14 protein-coding genes are annotated in these 17,057 nt (G+C 70.7%); 4 read left to right on the forward strand and 10 right to left on the reverse strand.

Annotation, left to right across the window (positions count from 1 at the left end; all coding sequences use genetic code 11):
• Window positions 1-55 precede the first annotated feature (55 nt).
• The 3 genes from OHT57_RS02990 to OHT57_RS03000 form a co-directional block, all read right to left on the reverse strand.
• Window positions 56-649, reverse strand: a complete 594-nt coding sequence (locus OHT57_RS02990) for a phosphatase PAP2 family protein (RefSeq protein ID WP_328744285.1) — start codon at window positions 647-649, stop codon at window positions 56-58.
• Complete coding sequence (locus OHT57_RS02995; protein WP_328744286.1) at window positions 642-2,003, reverse strand: diacylglycerol/lipid kinase family protein; 1,362 nt, start codon at window positions 2,001-2,003, stop codon at window positions 642-644. Before OHT57_RS02995 ends, OHT57_RS02990 begins: the two co-directional genes overlap by 8 nt.
• Window positions 2,004-2,283: 280 nt before the next feature.
• A complete protein-coding gene (locus OHT57_RS03000; protein WP_328744287.1) occupies window positions 2,284-3,942 on the reverse strand; it encodes a catalase in 1,659 nt (552 codons plus the stop codon).
• A 223-nt stretch (window positions 3,943-4,165) separates the two neighbouring features.
• On the opposite strand from OHT57_RS03000, the gene OHT57_RS03005 reads away from it, so the two are divergent.
• The 3 genes from OHT57_RS03005 (at window position 4,166) to OHT57_RS03015 (ending at window position 8,244) form a co-directional block, all read left to right on the forward strand.
• Window positions 4,166-4,684 (forward strand): GIY-YIG nuclease family protein, encoded by a 519-nt coding sequence (locus OHT57_RS03005; protein ID WP_328744288.1) that lies wholly within the window; start codon window positions 4,166-4,168, stop codon window positions 4,682-4,684.
• A gap of 252 nt (window positions 4,685-4,936) precedes the next feature.
• Window positions 4,937-6,685 (forward strand): protein kinase domain-containing protein, encoded by a 1,749-nt coding sequence (locus OHT57_RS03010; RefSeq protein ID WP_328744289.1) that lies wholly within the window; start codon window positions 4,937-4,939, stop codon window positions 6,683-6,685.
• 191 nt (window positions 6,686-6,876) lie between these two features.
• Window positions 6,877-8,244 (forward strand): RICIN domain-containing protein, encoded by a 1,368-nt coding sequence (locus OHT57_RS03015; protein WP_443053586.1) that lies wholly within the window; start codon window positions 6,877-6,879, stop codon window positions 8,242-8,244.
• Window positions 8,245-8,266: 22 nt separating this feature from the next.
• On the opposite strand, the gene OHT57_RS03020 is transcribed toward OHT57_RS03015, so the two are convergent.
• The 3 genes from OHT57_RS03020 to OHT57_RS03030 all read right to left on the reverse strand — a co-directional run bounded on the left by OHT57_RS03020 (window position 8,267) and on the right by OHT57_RS03030 (window position 12,135).
• Window positions 8,267-8,995, reverse strand: a complete 729-nt coding sequence (locus OHT57_RS03020) for a DUF4097 family beta strand repeat-containing protein (protein ID WP_328744290.1) — start codon at window positions 8,993-8,995, stop codon at window positions 8,267-8,269.
• 141 nt (window positions 8,996-9,136) lie between these two features.
• Complete coding sequence (locus OHT57_RS03025; protein WP_328744291.1) at window positions 9,137-10,261, reverse strand: DUF475 domain-containing protein; 1,125 nt, start codon at window positions 10,259-10,261, stop codon at window positions 9,137-9,139.
• A 146-nt stretch (window positions 10,262-10,407) separates the two neighbouring features.
• A complete protein-coding gene (locus OHT57_RS03030; RefSeq protein ID WP_328744292.1) occupies window positions 10,408-12,135 on the reverse strand; it encodes a SpoIIE family protein phosphatase in 1,728 nt (575 codons plus the stop codon).
• A gap of 370 nt (window positions 12,136-12,505) precedes the next feature.
• On the opposite strand from OHT57_RS03030, the gene OHT57_RS03035 reads away from it, so the two are divergent.
• Complete coding sequence (locus OHT57_RS03035; protein WP_328744293.1) at window positions 12,506-13,180, forward strand: hypothetical protein; 675 nt, start codon at window positions 12,506-12,508, stop codon at window positions 13,178-13,180.
• A 57-nt stretch (window positions 13,181-13,237) separates the two neighbouring features.
• Here the strand turns inward: OHT57_RS03035 and OHT57_RS03040 are convergent, their stop codons facing one another.
• From OHT57_RS03040 to OHT57_RS03055, 4 genes are all read right to left on the reverse strand, one after another.
• Complete coding sequence (locus OHT57_RS03040) at window positions 13,238-13,666, reverse strand: hypothetical protein (RefSeq protein ID WP_328744294.1); 429 nt, start codon at window positions 13,664-13,666, stop codon at window positions 13,238-13,240.
• A gap of 103 nt (window positions 13,667-13,769) precedes the next feature.
• Window positions 13,770-14,543, reverse strand: a complete 774-nt coding sequence (locus tag OHT57_RS03045) for a chitosanase (RefSeq protein WP_328753099.1) — start codon at window positions 14,541-14,543, stop codon at window positions 13,770-13,772.
• A 431-nt stretch (window positions 14,544-14,974) separates the two neighbouring features.
• Window positions 14,975-15,421 carry a response regulator gene (locus tag OHT57_RS03050; protein ID WP_328744296.1) on the reverse strand — a complete coding sequence of 149 codons (447 nt, stop codon included), beginning with the start codon at window positions 15,419-15,421 and terminating at the stop codon, window positions 14,975-14,977.
• A complete protein-coding gene (locus OHT57_RS03055; protein WP_328744297.1) occupies window positions 15,418-17,031 on the reverse strand; it encodes a sensor histidine kinase in 1,614 nt (537 codons plus the stop codon). Before OHT57_RS03055 ends, OHT57_RS03050 begins: the two co-directional genes overlap by 4 nt.
• Window positions 17,032-17,057: the final 26 nt, after the last annotated feature.

Below are 17,057 nucleotides of genomic sequence, written 5' to 3' on the forward strand. Positions count from 1 at the left end.
ACGATGCCGTACGCAGAGTGGCGACACACCGCAACGCACCATGAAGAGTCAGCAGTCAGCTCTTGCTCCTGGCCGGCCCGAGTCGGCCGGCCGCGGCGAGTACGACGGCCGCCGCGCCGGTGCCCAGTACGGCGCCGGCGACCACATCGCCCGGATAGTGCACCCCGGTGTGGATGCGGGAGTAGCCCACCGCGCAGGCCAGCAGGCCGAGGGGAACCGTCACAGCGGGCAGCGCGGGCCCGACCGCCGCGGCGAAGGCGACGGCGGACGCCGTGTGACCCGAGGGAAAGGACGCGGACTCCGGCATGGGTACATGCCGTCCGGGAAACGGCGAGTCCACCGCCCGGTGCGGCCGCGGCCGTCGCACCAGGCGCTTGCCGAGCAGGTTCGCACTCGCCGAGGCGACACCGATCGCGGCGACCCCGAGGGCGGCGGCGCGACGCGGCCGGCCGGGCAACAGCGCCAGCAGCCCGGCGACCGCGAACGAGATCTTGGAGTGGTCCGCCGCCGCGGACAGTTGCCGTAGGGCGTGGTCCAGGGCCGGTGTCCGGGTGACCGTCACCGCCTCGTACAGCGCCTGGTCGAGGGCGGCGAGATCGCGCAACAGGTCCCGGGCGCCCGGCTCTTCCCACTGCGGTTGGTCAAGCATCGCTCTGCTCCTGGTTCTTGTCGGTCGAAAGGGGGGCCCGGCCGAGGGCGAGCCGGACGACACGGCGCCAGTCCACCGAGGGGGCGGTGTACGGCGCGCCGGGACGGTGTTTCGGCACCCGCATCCGCAGTGCTTCCGGCCGCACGGTGCACACGACGGGCTGGGGCAGCATCAAAGCCTCGCCGTCCACGGCCACGGGGATGGACTCCGTGTCGGCCTCGACGATCACGCGCCGCGAGGCCAACGCGGTGATGCCGCTGGCTCGTTCACCGCGCAACGCCAGTTCGGCGGCCTGGGCCGCGCCCTCTATCCGCACGGCGATCACGCCGAGTTCGCCTCCGTCGAGGCGGCTTCTGCGCCCCACGCCCAGCGGGTCGGCCAGGATGTAGGGGTTGTTGCTCACCAGCAGCGCCTGCGGGGCCTCCAGCTGCTGTCCGTCCGCCGTCGCCGTCAGCCGGGCGCCGGCTCCGCCGGCCAGCAGGTCGGGCAGCCGGTCGAGCGCGGTGAACGTTTTGGCGTCCCGGTACTCGGGGCTCTGCACGATCTCCGCGTACGTCCCGAAGGAGACCGTGTTGACGAAGGGCCGCCCGGCCACGTCGCCCAGGTCTACCCGGATCTCCACGCCGTCCTTCAGAGCGTCGAGGCCGCTCACCGGGTTGTCGCGGTCCAGGCCCAAGTCCATCGCGAAGTGGTTGCGGGTCCCGGCGGACAGCACCATGAACGGCACCCCGTGCTCGGCGGCCACCCCCGCCACCAGGGCCTGGGTGCCGTCGCCGCCCGCCACGCCGAGGAGGTCAGCGCCGTCCGCGAGAGCCTTGCGGGCCAGTGCCGCCGGATCGGGGTCGTTGTCGAGGTCGAGCAGAATCACCCGGGCGCCCAGGGCCTCGGCCCGCTCCACCAGCCCGTGCGCACCGACCTTCCCACCGCCCGACCGCGGGTTCATGATCAGTACCGGCCTGCGCGGTGGCCGGACCGAGCGGGAACGCCCGCCCCGCGGCGCGCGCAAGTGACGCAAGGCGCTCCTGGCGCTGGCCAGCGCCGCGCCCCACAGCCCCAGTGCCGCCGCAGCGTACGGCCACAGACCGGAGACCGCGTACAGGACCAGGACGGCGATCGGTGCGGCCAGCGCCAGCAGGGCTCCGCAGACGCGCGCCACTCCCCGGTGCGCCACCGCCCACCAGATGCCCGCACCGGCAAGACCGAGACCGGCGAGGCCCAGCAACAGCAGCAGCAACTGGCCCGCCGCCACCACCGCCACGACCACACCCGCCAGACAGAGCAGGGCGAGCCGGGCCAGATTCCGCGCCTCGGTGCCGGCCCGCACCGCTTGGTCCTTCGCTCTCGTCGCGTTCATGATGCTCGGCCGGTCCCCCGGGGGTCCGCGTCCCGCGGGCGTGACGGCGACGCCCCCGTTCCGGGCACTGGCCTGCTGCTCCCCTCGGTGCTGACTGCGTCCCGCCACTCCGGCGTCCTGGGGCTCGTCTCCGGGCCGACGGCGCACGGGGTCTCGCCCCTGCGGGACGGTGGCCCAACGATCTCACGCCGGGTCGACACACCTCGCGGCACACCCGGGATGCCGTCCGTCACGCCGGACGGGCCCCGGGCGGTGCCGTCACATCGAGGGGACGGATGCCTCACCTGGTCACGACGTGGCGTTCGTCGGGGACGCAGTGGGTCATGGTGAGTCCCTCGACGTCACGGGGCGGGTTCTTGCCGAGGTTGGACAGCCGGTCGCCGTCCTCGTCGGTGAGGTCCTGGGACGCCAGTGGTTCGAGTCCGGCGACGTCGTCGGGGCTGATGCCGAGGCCCTCGCCGACCCGTAGGCCCAGATCGTTCTCGACGAGCAGGAAGTGCCAGACCATGCGCTCCTGCACGGGCCGGTCGCACTGGGAGAGCAGGTCGGTGAAGTTCTTCACGAGGTCGTCGCGCTCCCACTCCTCCAGGAGCAGGTAGCGCTGGCCGGCCTGCAGGTAGTCGTTGGTGCGGGGGATGCGACTGCGGGTGAGGCGGCCGCGGATCTCCGGGCCCTGCTCGTCGAGTGTCGGATACTGCGCCTCGCGCAGGCCTCCGGTGATGGACGGTTCGTAGTTGACGTGGGGGTTCTCGCCTCCGCCGTCCACGTGGTACGTCATCTGGCCGTCGCGCTGGTTGGTGCGCACCTCGGCGTTCTTCGCCTGGTTGACGGAGAGCTGGAGGTAGTTGGGCCCGACTCGGTAGCGCTGGGTGTCGCTGTAGGAGAAGGTCCGGCCGACGAGCATCTTGTCGTCGGAGAAGTCGAGGCCGTCGACGAGGACGCCGGTGCCGAAGGAGATCTGCTCGTTCTCGGCGAAGAAGTTCTCGGGCATCCGGTCGAGCACCATGCGGCCCACCGGCTTCGGCGGGAATTGCTGCTCGGGCCACGTCTTGGTGTCGTCGAGCGGGTCGAAGTCCAGCTCGGGGTGGTCGTGGTCCTCCATGATCTGAACGAGCAGTTCCCACTCGGGGTGGTCGCCGCGGGCGACCGCCTCGTACAGGTCCTTGGTGGCGTGCCCCAGGCCGGCCGCCTGGACGTTGGCGGCGTCCTCCTCGGTCATGCTGCGTACGCCCTGCTTGGGCATCCAGTGGTACTTGACCAGGACGGTGTCTCCCTCGGCGTTGACCCACTTGTAGGTGTTGACGCCGAAGCCCTGCATGTGGCGGTAGTCGGCGGGGATGCCGCGCGGGCTGAACAGGTTGACCAGCATGTGCATCGCTTCCGGCGTCTGCGACATGAAGTCGAAGATGCGGCGCGGCTGCTGCTCGAAGGTGACCGGGTCGGGTTTGAGGGCGTGGATGACGTCCGGGAACTTGATCGCGTCCCGGATGAAGAAGACGCCCAGGTTGTTGCCCACCAGGTCCCAGTTGCCGTCCTCGGTGTAGAACTTCACCGCGAAACCGCGCGGGTCCCGGGCGGCCTCGGAGGAGTCGCGGCCCCCGATGACGGTGGAGAACCGGACGGCCAGGTCGGTGCGCTTGCCGCGCTCCTGGAACAGCTTGGCCCTGGTGTAGCGGCTGATCGGCTCGTCGCCCCAGGCGCCGTAGGCCTCGAAATGGCCGTAGGCGGTCACTCCACGTGCGTGGACGACACGCTCGGGGACGCGTTCCCGGTCGAAGTGGCTGATCTTCTCCAGGAACTGGTAGTTCTCCAGCGTGGCGGGGCCGCGGGCGCCGATGGTGCGCTGGTTCTGGTTGTCGTGGACCGGGTGGCCCTGGCGGTTGGTGAGTACCTTGCGGTCGTCGCCGTGGGCGGGACCGGTGCCGGACACGTCCGTCATGATCGAGGGCTCCTTCGGCTCGTGGCCGGAGGCGGGCCCCGGCTCAGCGAGCGGCCTCCGGCCGGTGTGGCGGATCACCCGAGTACCCGGCCAGGTCATGTCACTCACCCGCGGGCCGTCCGATCGCGTGACCGGTGGCCCCGGGGGCGATGTCAGACCCGCGTGGGAGCGTGAGAAGGGACCGGTGCGACGCGGACGCCGCCGGTCCGAAGGAGGCCGCGTCATGACCGACGTCGACTCGCAGTTCCTGCGTGGCCTGTTCGACGAGGAGGGCAGCCTGCACGCTGCGGGCCGCACCGCGCTGTACCGGCTGTACGGCCTTGAGGGTCTGCTGTATGTCGGCATATCGACCTGTCCGCTCACGCGGGTGCGCACGCATCTGCGCGATCAGCCCTGGGGGGCGTGGGTCATCGGGATCCAGGTCGACTACCCGCAGGACGCGGAGGCGGCCGAGCGGGTGGCCGTCCAGGCGGAGCGCCCCAGGTACAACGTGGTCTTCAACGGCTCGATACCGCCGCCGCCCCCCGACCGTGCGGCGCGCCGCAGGGCCGAACTCGCCGCCGAGCGGAGACGGTTGGCGGAGTTCGAGGCCGCTGTGCCCGAGTCGACGACGCATCTGCGGCTCATCGAACGCGGGATCAGGGCGAAGAGGGCGAGGATCGCGAGGCTGGTCGAAAAGAGCGAGGACGACGGAGCCGGACAGGGCTCTCCTCCACCGCAGAGCAGGCCGACCACACCGTGAGCCCACCCCCAGCCGACTACCCACTCGACGGAGACCGCCACTGCCCTGGCCCCTCTGTGCACCCCGCACCGGCCCCGCCCGAAGGGTTCGGTCGGAGGAACCAGAATCAGCCATCCCCCGTGCCCGGCGTGACGGAAGTGACCGATCTCCTGAACCCATGCGCGGGCTGGGTTAATCTCGTCTTCCGCCTGGGGGGCGAACTGGTATGCGTCGAAAGTGACTTCGGGGGATTTCTTGTCGGGACAGCGGCCGATGCCGGTGGGGGACGCGGCCGCGGCGCTGCGGCAGACCGGCGCCTCACCCCTACGGCCCGGCGATCCGAGGAATGTCGGCCCCTATGCGCCGGTGGCGCTGCTCGGCAGTGGTGGTATGGGGCGGGTCTACCTGGGACGTCTCACGGACGACCGTCCCGGCCTGGTCGCGGTGAAGGTGATCCGGCCGGAGTACGCGGAGGATCCGGGGTTCCGGCGCCGTTTCGAACGGGAGGCTGCGGTGCACGCCCGGCTTCGGACACCGCACGCACCGCGGCTGTGCGGCACGGGCTTCGAGGACGAAGTGCTGTGGATGGCCACGGAGTACCTTCCCGGCTTCGATCTCGCGGAAGCCGTGCAGGAGCACGGCGCCCTGGAGCCGGCCGCGGTATGGCGGCTGGCGGCGGAGTTGGGGCAGGCTCTCGCGGCCCTCGCCGTCGCGGGGATCGTGCACCGGGACCTGAAGCCGTCCAACGTGCTCCTGTCCGTCCGGGGCGCGCATGTGATCGACTTCGGTATTTCCAAGGCGGCCGACGCGAGCGCGATCACCGGCACCGGCAACCGGGTGGGGACCCCTGCCTACATGTCGCCGGAACACCTGAGGGAGGGCCGGTCCGACACCGCGTCGGATGTGTTCTCGCTGGGCGGGACGCTGGTCTACGCGACGACAGGACGTGCGCCGTTCGGCGACGGCACCGGTGTCGACGTCATGCACCGGGTGGCGTTCGAGGAACCGAACCCCGAGGTGATCGCCGAGATCTCGGCGGCGGACGCGGACCTCGGTTACCTGCTGACCGCCTGCCTGGACAAGGATCCGGCCCGGCGGCCGACCCCGCAGGACCTGATCGACGCGGCCGGGACACCCGCCGTGTCGTCCGCCTGGCCGCAGCCGCTGGGCGAGATGGTGCCGGCCCGGCAGCGGGCGTACGAGGTGCTGTACCACCTGCCTGTCGCGGACCTGGTCGGCCCACGCCCCCTAGATGTCCTGCCGCCGGCACCGGCCGCCCCGGTGTCCCAGCCCGCTCCGCCCGTCGTGGAGCCGTCGCCGGAGGCAGCAGGCGACCCGGCACCGACCCCGTCGGTACCACCGGACACGGCGGCAGTCTCCGTCCGGTCCCGGAGGAAGCCGCTGCTGGTGACAGCGGCGGGCATCGCGGCCTGTGCCGTACTCGCGACGGCGTTCGTGCTCAGCCGTGAGGACTCCCCCGCCACCGCCTCTCCGGACAGCGGTGGCACACAGGCCGTCAAAAGCGCGCCGGGAGACGCCTCTTCCGCGCATGCGTCCCCGACGACGAGCGGGCAGAGCCGCACGGACGTCGACGGCGCCGTGAACGAGAGCCGCGCCGACAAGACCGCCACTGCCGCCCCGGGATCCAAGGCAACGGGCTCCGACGCAGCCCAGGCGGCGGACCCCTCTGCTCCCGGCACGACACCGGACACCTCCCCCACCCCCACACCCACACCGTCCGCCGACAGCCCGTCCGCCGTGACCGACACCGCCCCCTGGCTCTCCGAGTGCACGTACTACGCCGGCAAGAAACGCACACAGCTCGGCGACACCGGCAAGCGTGTGCAGCAGGTTCAGTGCATGCTGACGAAGCGCGGGTACAGCGTGGGAAGCACCGGTGTGGACGGTGACTTCGCGGCCGGCACGGAGACCGCCGTCGAGGCCTTCCAGAGCGACCGCGGGCTGGCCGTCAAGGGGATCGTGAATCACGCCACCTGGACCGCACTGCGCAGCTCGGAGTGACGACACCCCGGGAACCAGGGCACGTTCCCAGGCGGCCGACGAATCGGGCATAGGGGCAGACAAGGACCTGGCAGTCAGTCAAATCTCGGGCGGGCGCGAGGAATTCACGCACGAGGACTGGCGCACCACCTGCCTCACCGGGTATTTCCTGCCTCTGTCGTCATCGGCACTTCCGTGCCGTAGTGAAGGGAATCCCCGTGCGCCTGCGCCCCCTGCGCGTCCTGTGCTGCTCCGCCGTGCTCGCTCTGTCCGCACCCGCCCTGCTGCCGGGCACGGCCTCGGCGGCGGTCCCCGTCTCCGAGGTCTACCTCCAGAACTACGTCACCGGTCTCAACGCGGCCGACAGCGGCGGCAGCGTCACCGCGCACAACCCCCGAGGCAACGAGGACCACCAGCAGTGGACCCCCGTCCCGGTCGGCAGCGGCTATCAGCTGCGGAACGCCGACGAGTCCGGCACCTGCCTGGGCCGCAGCGGCACCTCCGCGGTCACCGCCACCTGCAGTGCGGACGGCACCACCTGGACGATCGCCGCCGGCGCCAACGGCACGTACACCGTCGCCGTTCCCGGCACCGAGCAGTACCTCACCGCTTCCTCCTCGGACTCCGCCGCCGTGCAGCTGGGCTCCGCAGGCGATCTCGCCCGCTGGTACCTCACCCCGGCCGCCTACGCCACCTCGGCGATGCCCTCCGCCGACACCCGCACCCTCGACCAGGTCACCTTCCTGACGACGCACAACGCCTTCGCCAACGGCGTCGACGGCAACTTCGCCTCGTTCCCGGTCAGTCTGTTCCCCAACCAGAACTACGGCATCAGCCGTCAACTGGCCGACGGAGTACGCGGCTTCATGCTCGACGACTACACCGTCTCCGGCCGGGCGGTGCTCTGCCACAACAGCTGCGACGGTGTCAGCAGCCCCGTCCCGCTCGCCACCGACCTCCAGCGCATGGTCGACTTCCTCAAGGCGAACCCCGGCCAGTTCGTCACCGTCTTCCTGGAGGACTACGCCTCCTCCGACGTCCTGAAGTCCTCTCTCGCCTCCGTCAGCGGCCTCTCCGACGTGCTCTACCGGCCCGACCAGGAAGGCGTGGCCACCACGGGCTGGCCCACCATGGCCGACCTCGCCGCCCGCGGCAAGCAGCTGCTGATCTTCAGCGACCGGACGCGGGCGAGCGACACGGCGAACGGCTGGAGCACCCGTGACACCTTCGGGGTGATGTACCAGCGCGAGTGGACCGTGGAGAACTACTGGTCCATGGGCGGCGGCATCGGCGACTCCGACTGGTCCTGCTACAGCCGCTGGGGCACCGCCAGACCGCTCACCACGGACTCGTCAGCCTTCCACCCGCTGTTCGTGATGAACCACTTCCGGGACTACACCATCGGTTCCACCGCCGGGACCGACAACGGCAAGCTCCTCAACCGCGCGCAGAACTTCTGCACGCCCGCCGCCCGCAAGAAGCCCACCTACCTCTCCGTCGACCGCTACGACCTCGGCTCCCCCACCCCGCTCGCCGCGGTGGGCACCCTCAACACCTACGTCCTCACGCCCGGACAGTAGCCAGGGGCCGCTGGGTGCGGGGTCAGTCCCGACGGGCGTCGACGTCACCGTTGACCGTGGTCAGCGTCATGGCGCGGTTCCCGTCCGGACGGCTCGTGGGGACGGAGGTCGTGACACGGCCGTTGTCGGTCGCCGCGGCGATCCGGTAGGCGGGGCTGTCGGACGGGACCGTGACGTCGACCGAGCCGTTGACGGTCGTCGCGGTGACGCGCGAGGGCGCTGCGGCGCACCCCAGCGTCACGTCCCCGTTGGTCGTCTCGGCATGCAGCCGTTGCGCTCCGAGGGCCGTCGCGCGCACCGAGCCGTTGCGGGTGGCCAGCCGTACCGCGGTGTGGCGGTTCCCGGAGCGGGTGACCGTCACATCCCCGTTGACGGTCGTCACGTCCAGGGCGCCGGACACGCCCGCCACGTCGACGCCGGCGTTGCGTGCGGTGACCGTGATGCTCAGGCCGTCGGGGACTTCCACGTAGGGCATCCGGGGGCAGTCGTGGCCGCCGTCGGTCCGGTCGTCGCACGACAGGTCGAGCGTTCGGATGGTGCCGCGGTGGGACCAGTGTCCCTCGACGCGGTCGTCGACGGTGACGCGGCGGCCGTCGGCAGGACGCAGCCGCAGGCCGTTGTCGGTGGCGATCAGCAGGTGTTCACCGGAGGGCTCAGCGCGGAGTGCTCCCGCCTCCTGCGGGGTGCCGGATCGGCCTTGGTGATCGCCGCTGCACGCCCCGGCGAGGGGCAGCAGCGTCAGCACAGTCATCAGGCGCACGAGGCGCCGTGTCGGCATCGCCTTCATGCCCCGTCGAATGCCCCGCCCTGTCCCAGTCATGACAGCCGTGACCGGGTTCGTGTCCGACTCCCGGGCCGGGCGCACCGCACGGTCCGCCCGGCCGTGTCCCGGCTAGGGGATCGGGACCGACTCGGACGTCGTCCTCGCGCCCTCGGCGGCCGCGAGCGCCTTGTTGCGGCGCACGGACGACCAGAAGGACCAGCCGATCAGGATGACACCCACGAGGCCGGTGATGATCTCGTTGATCTGGTACTGGATGGTGACCATGAGGATCACCGCGAGCGCGCCGATCGCGTAGTGGGCGCCGTGCTCCAGGTAGACGTAGTCGTCGAGGGTGCCCTGGCGGACCAGGTACACGGTCAGCGACCGCACGTACATCGCGCCGATGCCCAGGCCCAGCGCCATCAGCACGATGTCGTTGGTGATCGCGAACGCGCCGATCACACCGTCGAAGGAGAACGAGGCGTCCAGCACCTCCAGGTACAGGAACATGAAGAACGCGGCCTGGCCGGCCAGCTTGACCCCCGAACCGGCCGTGCCCGAGCGCTCGGCCTCTTCCTCGCGCTCCTCCTCGTCGTCGAGCCGGTCCTCGAAGTAGCCGGAGAGACCGCCGACGATCATGTAGGTGATCAGACCCGCGATACCGGAGATCAGGACGGTCTGTGCCTTGTCGACATGCGCGCCGCCATGCTGGTGGGCGTTGGTCGCGAAGGTGAACGCGGTGACCAGCAGGACGACCAGCGCGATGCACACCGACAGCATGTCGACCTTGCCGAGCTTGGCCAGCGGCCGCTCGATCCAGCGCAGCCACTGGATGTCACGGTCCTCGAAGATGAAGTCCAGGAAGATCATCAGCAGGAACATGCCACCGAACGCGGCGATCGCCGGGTGCGCGTCGGTGACCAGCTGCTGGTAGTGGTCCTTGTTGTTGAGGGCGAGGTCGACCGCCTCGATGGGCCCCATCTTCGCGGTGACCGCGACGATCACGACGGGGAAGACCAGCCGCATGCCGAAGACGGCGATCAGGACACCGACGGTGAGGAAGATCTTCTGCCAGAAGGCATTCATCTTCTTCAGGACCCCGGCGTTGACCACCGCGTTGTCGAACGACAGGGAGATCTCCAGCACGGCCAGGATCGCCACGATTCCGAACGCGGCCCAGCCGTCGTACAGCACTGCTGCTGCCAGGCCGAGCGCGGTGATCGCGAACGCCCAGCGGAAGGTCTTCAGAATCACTGGCACCAAGTCCTGTTGTCGAGCGGTGGCCGGGGAGGGCTCAGGCGGCCCATGGCATCACGGGCGTTGTCTATCACGGTTGTCGGTCACCGAGGTGGCCGCGGGGTGCCGACGCGGACGTACGGTCCCCGGGCCGGCTGTCCCGGTCACGTCGCGCTGGGTACCCGCACGGTGAGAAGAGCCACGTCGTCGTCGTTGGCGGCCTGCCGGACCCGGCGCAGCAGCTGGTCGGTGAAGGACGTCAGCGGCCGGTGGGCGAGGGCGGCCGCGTGTCTGAGCAGACGATCCAGGCCTTCGTCGAGGGTGTGGCCGGGTGCCTCGATCAGACCGTCGGTGTACAGCAGCAGGGTGGATCCGGGCGGCAGCAGTACGGTCGCGTCGGTGCGGGGGGTGCGGACTCCGGTTCCCAGGAGGATGCCGTGACCGTCGGTCAGATAGTGGGCCAGACCGTCGTGACTGATCAGCAGCGGTGGCGGGTGACCGGCGTTCGTCCAGGTCAGTGCCCGATGGCCGTCGGGCCGCTCCTCGACGCGGGCGAAGATCATGGTGGCCATGGTGACGTCGGTGATGTGCATGACCGCCTCGTCGAGCCGCTCGACGATCCGGCTCGGCGGCTCCTGGTGGGCCCAGGCGTAGGCGCGGAGCATGTTGCGCAGCTGGGCCATGCCGGCCGCAGCCTCCAGGTCGTGGCCGACGACGTCTCCGACCGCCAGTGCGGTGGCGCCGTCCGACAGGGAGAAGGCGTCGTACCAGTCGCCGCCGACCTGTGAGGCGTCGGGGGCGGGCAGGTAGCGGGCCGTCATCTGCAGTCCGGGCACCCGCGGCATCTGGGGCAGCAGGTGGTTCTGCATGGTTTCGGCGACCTTGCGCTGACGCTGGTAGAGGCGCGCGTTGTCCAGGGCCAGGCCGGCCCGGCGGGCGATGTCCTCGATCAGCGGCAGGTCGTCGGGAGTGAAGTCCGCCGGTTCCTTGGCGCGGCCGAGGGTCAGCGCTCCCAGGACTTCGCGGGTGCTGCGGATGGGAGCGATGGCGGCGGAGCGGATACCGGTGGCCTCGAACAGCCGGCGCTGTTCGACCGCGATGCCGGAATCCGGCTCGGGCTGGTAGGTCTGCGGGCCGGCCAGGGCGGAGGCGACCCCGCGCAGGGCCCTGGACAGGGGCATCTGCGAGTCCTCGGGGACCGGCGGCATCGGTCCCTGCAGATCCTCGCGGTGCACCACGCCGTCGCCCTCCGCGTGGACGACGGCGGTACGCCACACCTCGTCCCGTTCGGTGATCAGGTCGATGACGGCCCAGTCCGCCAGCCGGGGCACCACCAGGGCCACCAGCCGGCGCAGCGCCTCCTCCACGTCGAGCGTGGACGTCAGCCGCGTGGTGGTCTCGGCGAGCAGCGCGAGCCGTTCGAGCTCGGTCAGGGTTCCTGCCGTCGCCGCCGCGGTCGCCGTGGGCCGGCCGGCCTCAGGCGGTCCCTGGGCGTGGACGAGCACGAGGGTGCCGCTTTCCTCGCCGCCGATGCCGTACGGGGTGATCAGCCACGAGACCAGCAGCAGTGTGCCGTCCCCGCACTCGAAGTACTCCCCCTCGCCCTGGGCGGTGCGTCCGGCGTGGAAGGGCCGGCGCATGCCGCACCGGCTCCGCGACAGGGGGTGGCCGTGGGCGTCGCGGTGCAGCAGGTCGTGCGCGTCGCGGCCCAGAAGGCTTTCGGCGGTCCGGGCCAGCAGCTGTTCGGCGTGGGCGTTGACCGCGATGATGCGGCCCTCCTCGTCCACGACGTAGGCAGCGGTCCCGACGGCTTCCAGCGCCCTGGTCAGCCCCGTGGCGGGTGTCGCCGGGGATCCTGTCCCCGCGGTCCCCGTGTCCTTGGACCCTGCCATGTCGTCCTCTCCTCGCTGGTCGGCCGCGGTCCCTGTCGGTATGCGGCACCTTCGTTCGGCGGTTCTGTCCTGTTCGGGTGCCCCGACAGCGGTGATTCCAGCCTCGCCCTCGCGGGCGTCGACGAAACCGACCGTCACCGTCAAGATCCTCGGCCCTGCAGGTGGCGCACCCGCGCCACGCGGCCAGCTGGGTGGGTCGTGGCAGCGCTCCCGCGCGAGAGGGAGCCACGGCATCTTCAAGCGCGCCCCTGACGCTTCCGTGCGCTGGGGGCGCGTGGCCGAATTCCCTCTGATTCCACAGCACTTGGACGCGCGCTGGGTATCCGTGCAGTGACGGGTGGACGCAGGCGACATGGGGAGGGCCGGGGCTGTGGCACGTCTGTCGCGGACGTCCGGACCTCTCCCGTCGCGCCGATCGCGCAAGCGGCACCTGGTGCGCCGGCTGCGCGCCGAGGGGCGTTACGGGCCCAGGTTCCGCGACGTGCTGCCCGCCTTCGCCGGTCTGGTGGCGGTCGTGTGCGCGGCGGTCGCCGCGCTCACCGCGGGATACCGCGCCGCCGGGGTCGTCGTCCCGGCCCTCGGGGTGGTGCTGCCGGCCTTGGTCGCCCTGGCCGGCATCCGCCGCGGGCGCCCCGGCGCCCGACGCCGTCTCGGCTACTACACCGCGGACGAGCTCCTCGAACTCGACACTCAGGGACTCGCGTTGGCGGTGGCCCGGATGCTGCGCCGGGACGGGTGGCGGGTGCGGCTGGTACCGGCGCCGGACCGGCCGCGTCTGTGCGCCCGGGACGCGGCGGGCCGCCGGCTCCACGTCGCTTTCCGGCCGGTTGCGGAGCCCCTTCCCGACGAGGACCTGCCGCATCCCCACCCGCACCGCGGGAGCCGGGAATCGCAGCTGCGCCTGGTCGTGCATCGCGGTGTCTTCACCGCCCGCGACATCCGCTGGGCCCGGAGGGAGCGGACGATCCGCCTGCTCGACGGTTCCGCTCTCCGCCGCTGGGCGGCGGGCGTGCGTCTCAACGACCTTCTGTCGCAGGGATGGTGACGGGCCGTCAATGTCCCCGCTACGCGACGGAACGCCTCCGGGGTCGCTCCTGCTCCCTCAGATCCGCCCGTTCGTCCAGCGGGTGAGCGGACCGTGTGTGTGACGTCCCGCACGGCGGCCCACCGCGTAGGACGTCGCACTCAGCACTGTCAGGCCCGCACCGACGCCTGCGGCGATGAGCTTGCGCTGGGCGACCACGGTCCAGGCCGTCTTGGCGACGGCTGCGGCCTGCCCCGAGGCGGCGACGACGGTCTGACGGCCGGCCTCGACGCTCTTGGCCGCACTGTGCGCGGCCTCACTGGCGGTCCTTGCGGTACGCTCCGTCACCTTCTTGCCCGCTGACGCGACGTCATCCGTCTTGGTGGCCGCCGCGCCCGCCGCCTTCGACGCCGGGGCGGTGGCCTTGGCCGTGGTCCGCCGGGCCTTCGATGCCGCGGCCCGCGCGGAATCTTGGTTCGTCTGCTCGTTCGATTCACTCATGGACATCGCGTAACCGCTCGCTCCGACGGCAAACGCTTCACCGGGAGCGTTTTCGCCATACCGCGACGGCACGGCGAGGGGGCACCCCCCTCGCCGTGCCGGTTCCCGGTCAGCCGATGTGGTAGCTGTCGCCGTAGACCTTCCAGTCCAGCGGCGGGTTCAGGTCGAAATTGCCCCGGCGCAGGAAGACGCGCTGGGCGGTGTCGACGCGGCTGGTGTCACTGTGTGCCTCCTCCTGCTTCATCGCCCACACGCGGGCGTCGAGGAAGGCGTTCAGGTACGCCGTCTCGTCACCGCCCTGGGCCGGGGGCTTGGCCTGGCGCAGGGCGCGTCGACGGATGCTGCTGAAACTGGTCGCGTCGCCGCCGTCGCCGTGCATGACGATGGCGTCGTAGTAGGCGAACTGGCCGAGTGCGCGCACGCCGTCCGCCTTGCCCTGCTTGACGGCGGGGTTGAAGTAGACGCGGTCGCGTTCGTCGTTCTGCGCCTGCTGGAACACAGCGTCCCGCGCGGCCTTGCGCCAGTCCTCGGTGAAGTGCGGGTCGAGGCCGGTGTGCGAGTCGGTGCCGTCGACGCGGCGCAGTGCCGGAAGGTACTTGGCGAGGACGTTGCCGGGCTTGCGGACGTTGTACAGCTCGACGAGGTCGAGCATGTCTCCGGTGCCGGAGCAGAAGCCGATGATGCCGGCGGTGTAGCCGCGGCCGTCACCTATGTCCTCGATGTACTGGTACTGCGCCTTCCAGTCGAGCGAGGAGTTCTCCGCGCTCGACACCAGCTTCATGGCGATCTCCTTCTTCGCGGGGTCGTCGAGGCCCGGTGCGGCCGCGGAGGCCGCTGCGGCGCGCGGCAAACTGAACATGCCGGCGCAGGTCGCCGCGCCCATCAGCGCGAGGACGGTGCGGCGGGAGGTGCGGGCGGCCGGGGGCGCTGTGTCAGGTTCCACGGGGACTCCAAGTGGGGGTGGGGGGTGGAGAGTTGGTCCAGACCTGATTGTTAGGAACGTTTCCTACCAGTGCACGGCGACATCAGTAACCCGGCACGCAGAAGTTCGTAGGTTCGAACAAAGGAGTTTCAAGGGAACTGGAGTTCGACTCACTGGCTCCAGTCGTGCCCCGCGGAATGCCCGGCCCGGTCGCGGAGCTGCAGGCTTACCCTCGCGAGCGCGAGCGGGACGGCGACTCCCGGCCGCGCAGGGCAGGAGTCACCGGCAACCGGATCGCGTGTGCCCCGTCGGCCGATGCCGACGGGGTCCCGGGCCTGCGCCGGTCGCGGCGGGGCCCGGTTTCGTCCTGCCCGTCGGATCGGGCGGCGACGTCAGAAGTGGCGTGGCAGACGGACGACCTGGACGAAGAAGTCGTCGATCTGGCGGACCGCGGCGATGAACTGGTCCAGGTCGACCGGCTTGGTGACATAGGCGTTGGCATGGAGCCGGTAGCTGCGCAGGATGTCCTCCTCGGCCGCGGAGGTAGTGAGGACGACGACGGGGATGTGGGACAGCTCCGGGTCGGACTTGATCTTCTCCAGGACCTGACGGCCGTCGTACTTGGGGAGGTTGAGGTCGAGCAGGATGAGATCGGGCTCCGGCGCGTCGGTGTGCTCGCCCCGTCGGTAGAGGAAGTCCAGTGCCTCCTCGCCGTCCCGCACCACATGGAGCGTGTTGCCGATCTTGTTGTCCTCGAACGCCTCACGGGTCATCAGCTCGTCGCCGGGGTCGTCCTCGACCAGGAGTACGTCGATGGGGCTGGCGGCCGGGGTGCTCATAGAAGAACCTTCTGCTCGGTGTCGATGCCGGACGCCTCCGGGGTCTCGGGGAGGGACGGGAGGGTGAAGCACAGGCGCGTGCCGTCCGTGTGAGCGGTGTCGATCCAGATCCTGCCGCCGTGCTGTTCCACGATCTTCTTGCACAGCGCCAGGCCGATGCCGGTGCCGCCGTAGTCGTCCCGGCTGTGCAGCCGCTGGAAGATGATGAAGACCTTCTCCGTGAACTGCTCGGGAATGCCGATGCCGTTGTCCGTGACGGTCATGAGCAGGCTGTCGGTCTCGTCGGGGTCCGGGCCGCAGGTGACGGACACCTGCGAAGTACGGTCGGGGTGACGGAACTTGAGCGCGTTGCCGATCAGGTTCTGCCAGAGCATGGCCAGCAGGGTGGGGTCCCCGACGACCTCGGGCAGCTGCTCGGGGCGCTCGACACGGGCGCCGGACTCCTCGACGGCCGTACCGAGGTTGGCGAGCGCCTTGTCCAGCGCATGGTCGAGACCGATGGGCACCCGGGCGTCGTTGACGCGTCCGACCCGGGAGAAGGTCAGCAGGTCGTTGATGAGGACCTGCATACGGCGGGCACCGTCGACGGCGAAGTCGACGTACTGCCGGCCCCGGTCGTCGAGGAGGTCTCCGTAGCGCTTCTCCAGCAGCTGGCAGAAGGAGGCGACCTTGCGCAGCGGCTCCTGCAGATCATGTGAGGCGACGTAGGCGAACTGCTCCAGTTCCGCGTTGGACCGGCGCAACTCCACGGCCTGGGCGTCCAGATCGGCGGCCTGCCGGGTCAGTTCCTCCTCCTGTTCCTGCGAGGCGCGCAGATCCGCCACGACCCGCTTGCGCATGCCTTCGACGTCGCGGGCCACGGCGATCAGATCGGCCGGACCGCCCCCGGTGATGACGTACGCGAAGTCGCCGCCCGCCACCCTCCTCGACGCCGTACGGAGCGCCTCCAGGGGGCGCGTCACCAGGATCCGGACCAGGACGGCGCAGGCGACTCCGGCGAGCAGGAAGACGGCCACCATGCCGCCCAGGACCGAGTCGCGCACCGTGCGTTCATGGGCAAGGTGGGACCGGCCGTCCTGCACCGCCTTCGCCAGGTTCCTGTTCTGTGTGCTCCACAGCCCGCGCAGCCGGTCGAACTCCCTCTTGCCCTGGTCGGCCTTGCGCTGGTCGAGCGGCTCGGGCGTGCCCGGGGTGACCGAGACCGCGAGGGGTTCGGCGTAGGTGCGGCGCCACTCGGCCGCCTGGCCTTCGATAGCCCTGAGGTCCACCAGCAGTTCGGGCCGCTCACCGATGTACGCGCGCAGCCGGCCGGCCGACGTGGCCTCGCTCCGCTTGCCCTGGGTGTACGGGTCGAGGAACTGCCGGTCGGCGGTGATCGCGTAGCCGCGGATGCCGGTCTCCTGGTTGACCAGCGCCGCCTGCAGCCGGTACGCCTCCGTCTGGGCGGGCTGGACGCGCCGCAGAAGCTGATCGCTCACCTCTGCCGTCCGGCCCAGCAGGCTCGCGCCGACCACACTGCCGACCACCACCAGCAGCGTCATGGCCGCCAGCGTCAGATAGAACCAGCCCTGCACCGTCAGTCGGCGTCCGATCCACGCCGTGCGCGTCATGTGCCTCACCCTGTGCTCCGACACCA

Origin of the sequence: Streptomyces sp. NBC_00285 (assembly GCF_036174265.1) — a bacterium.
In the GTDB taxonomy this organism is placed as follows: Bacteria; Actinomycetota; Actinomycetes; order Streptomycetales; family Streptomycetaceae; genus Streptomyces.

Coding starts and splice junctions, on each gene's coding strand:
- OHT57_RS03045 (WP_328753099.1), bottom strand. CDS start 14,543: ATGGGCGCGGCGACCTGCGCCGGCATGTTCAGTTTGCCGCGCGCCGCA.
- OHT57_RS02990 (WP_328744285.1), bottom strand. CDS start 649: ATGCTTGACCAACCGCAGTGGGAAGAGCCGGGCGCCCGGGACCTGTTG.
- OHT57_RS03030 (WP_328744292.1), bottom strand. CDS start 12,135: ATGGCAGGGTCCAAGGACACGGGGACCGCGGGGACAGGATCCCCGGCG.
- OHT57_RS03055 (WP_328744297.1), bottom strand. CDS start 17,031: ATGACGCGCACGGCGTGGATCGGACGCCGACTGACGGTGCAGGGCTGG.
- OHT57_RS03005 (WP_328744288.1), top strand. CDS start 4,166: ATGACCGACGTCGACTCGCAGTTCCTGCGTGGCCTGTTCGACGAGGAG.
- OHT57_RS03020 (WP_328744290.1), bottom strand. CDS start 8,995: ATGACTGTGCTGACGCTGCTGCCCCTCGCCGGGGCGTGCAGCGGCGAT.
- OHT57_RS03050 (WP_328744296.1), bottom strand. CDS start 15,421: ATGAGCACCCCGGCCGCCAGCCCCATCGACGTACTCCTGGTCGAGGAC.
- OHT57_RS02995 (WP_328744286.1), bottom strand. CDS start 2,003: ATGAACGCGACGAGAGCGAAGGACCAAGCGGTGCGGGCCGGCACCGAG.
- OHT57_RS03000 (WP_328744287.1), bottom strand. CDS start 3,942: ATGACGGACGTGTCCGGCACCGGTCCCGCCCACGGCGACGACCGCAAG.
- OHT57_RS03040 (WP_328744294.1), bottom strand. CDS start 13,666: ATGTCCATGAGTGAATCGAACGAGCAGACGAACCAAGATTCCGCGCGG.
- OHT57_RS03010 (WP_328744289.1), top strand. CDS start 4,937: ATGCCGGTGGGGGACGCGGCCGCGGCGCTGCGGCAGACCGGCGCCTCA.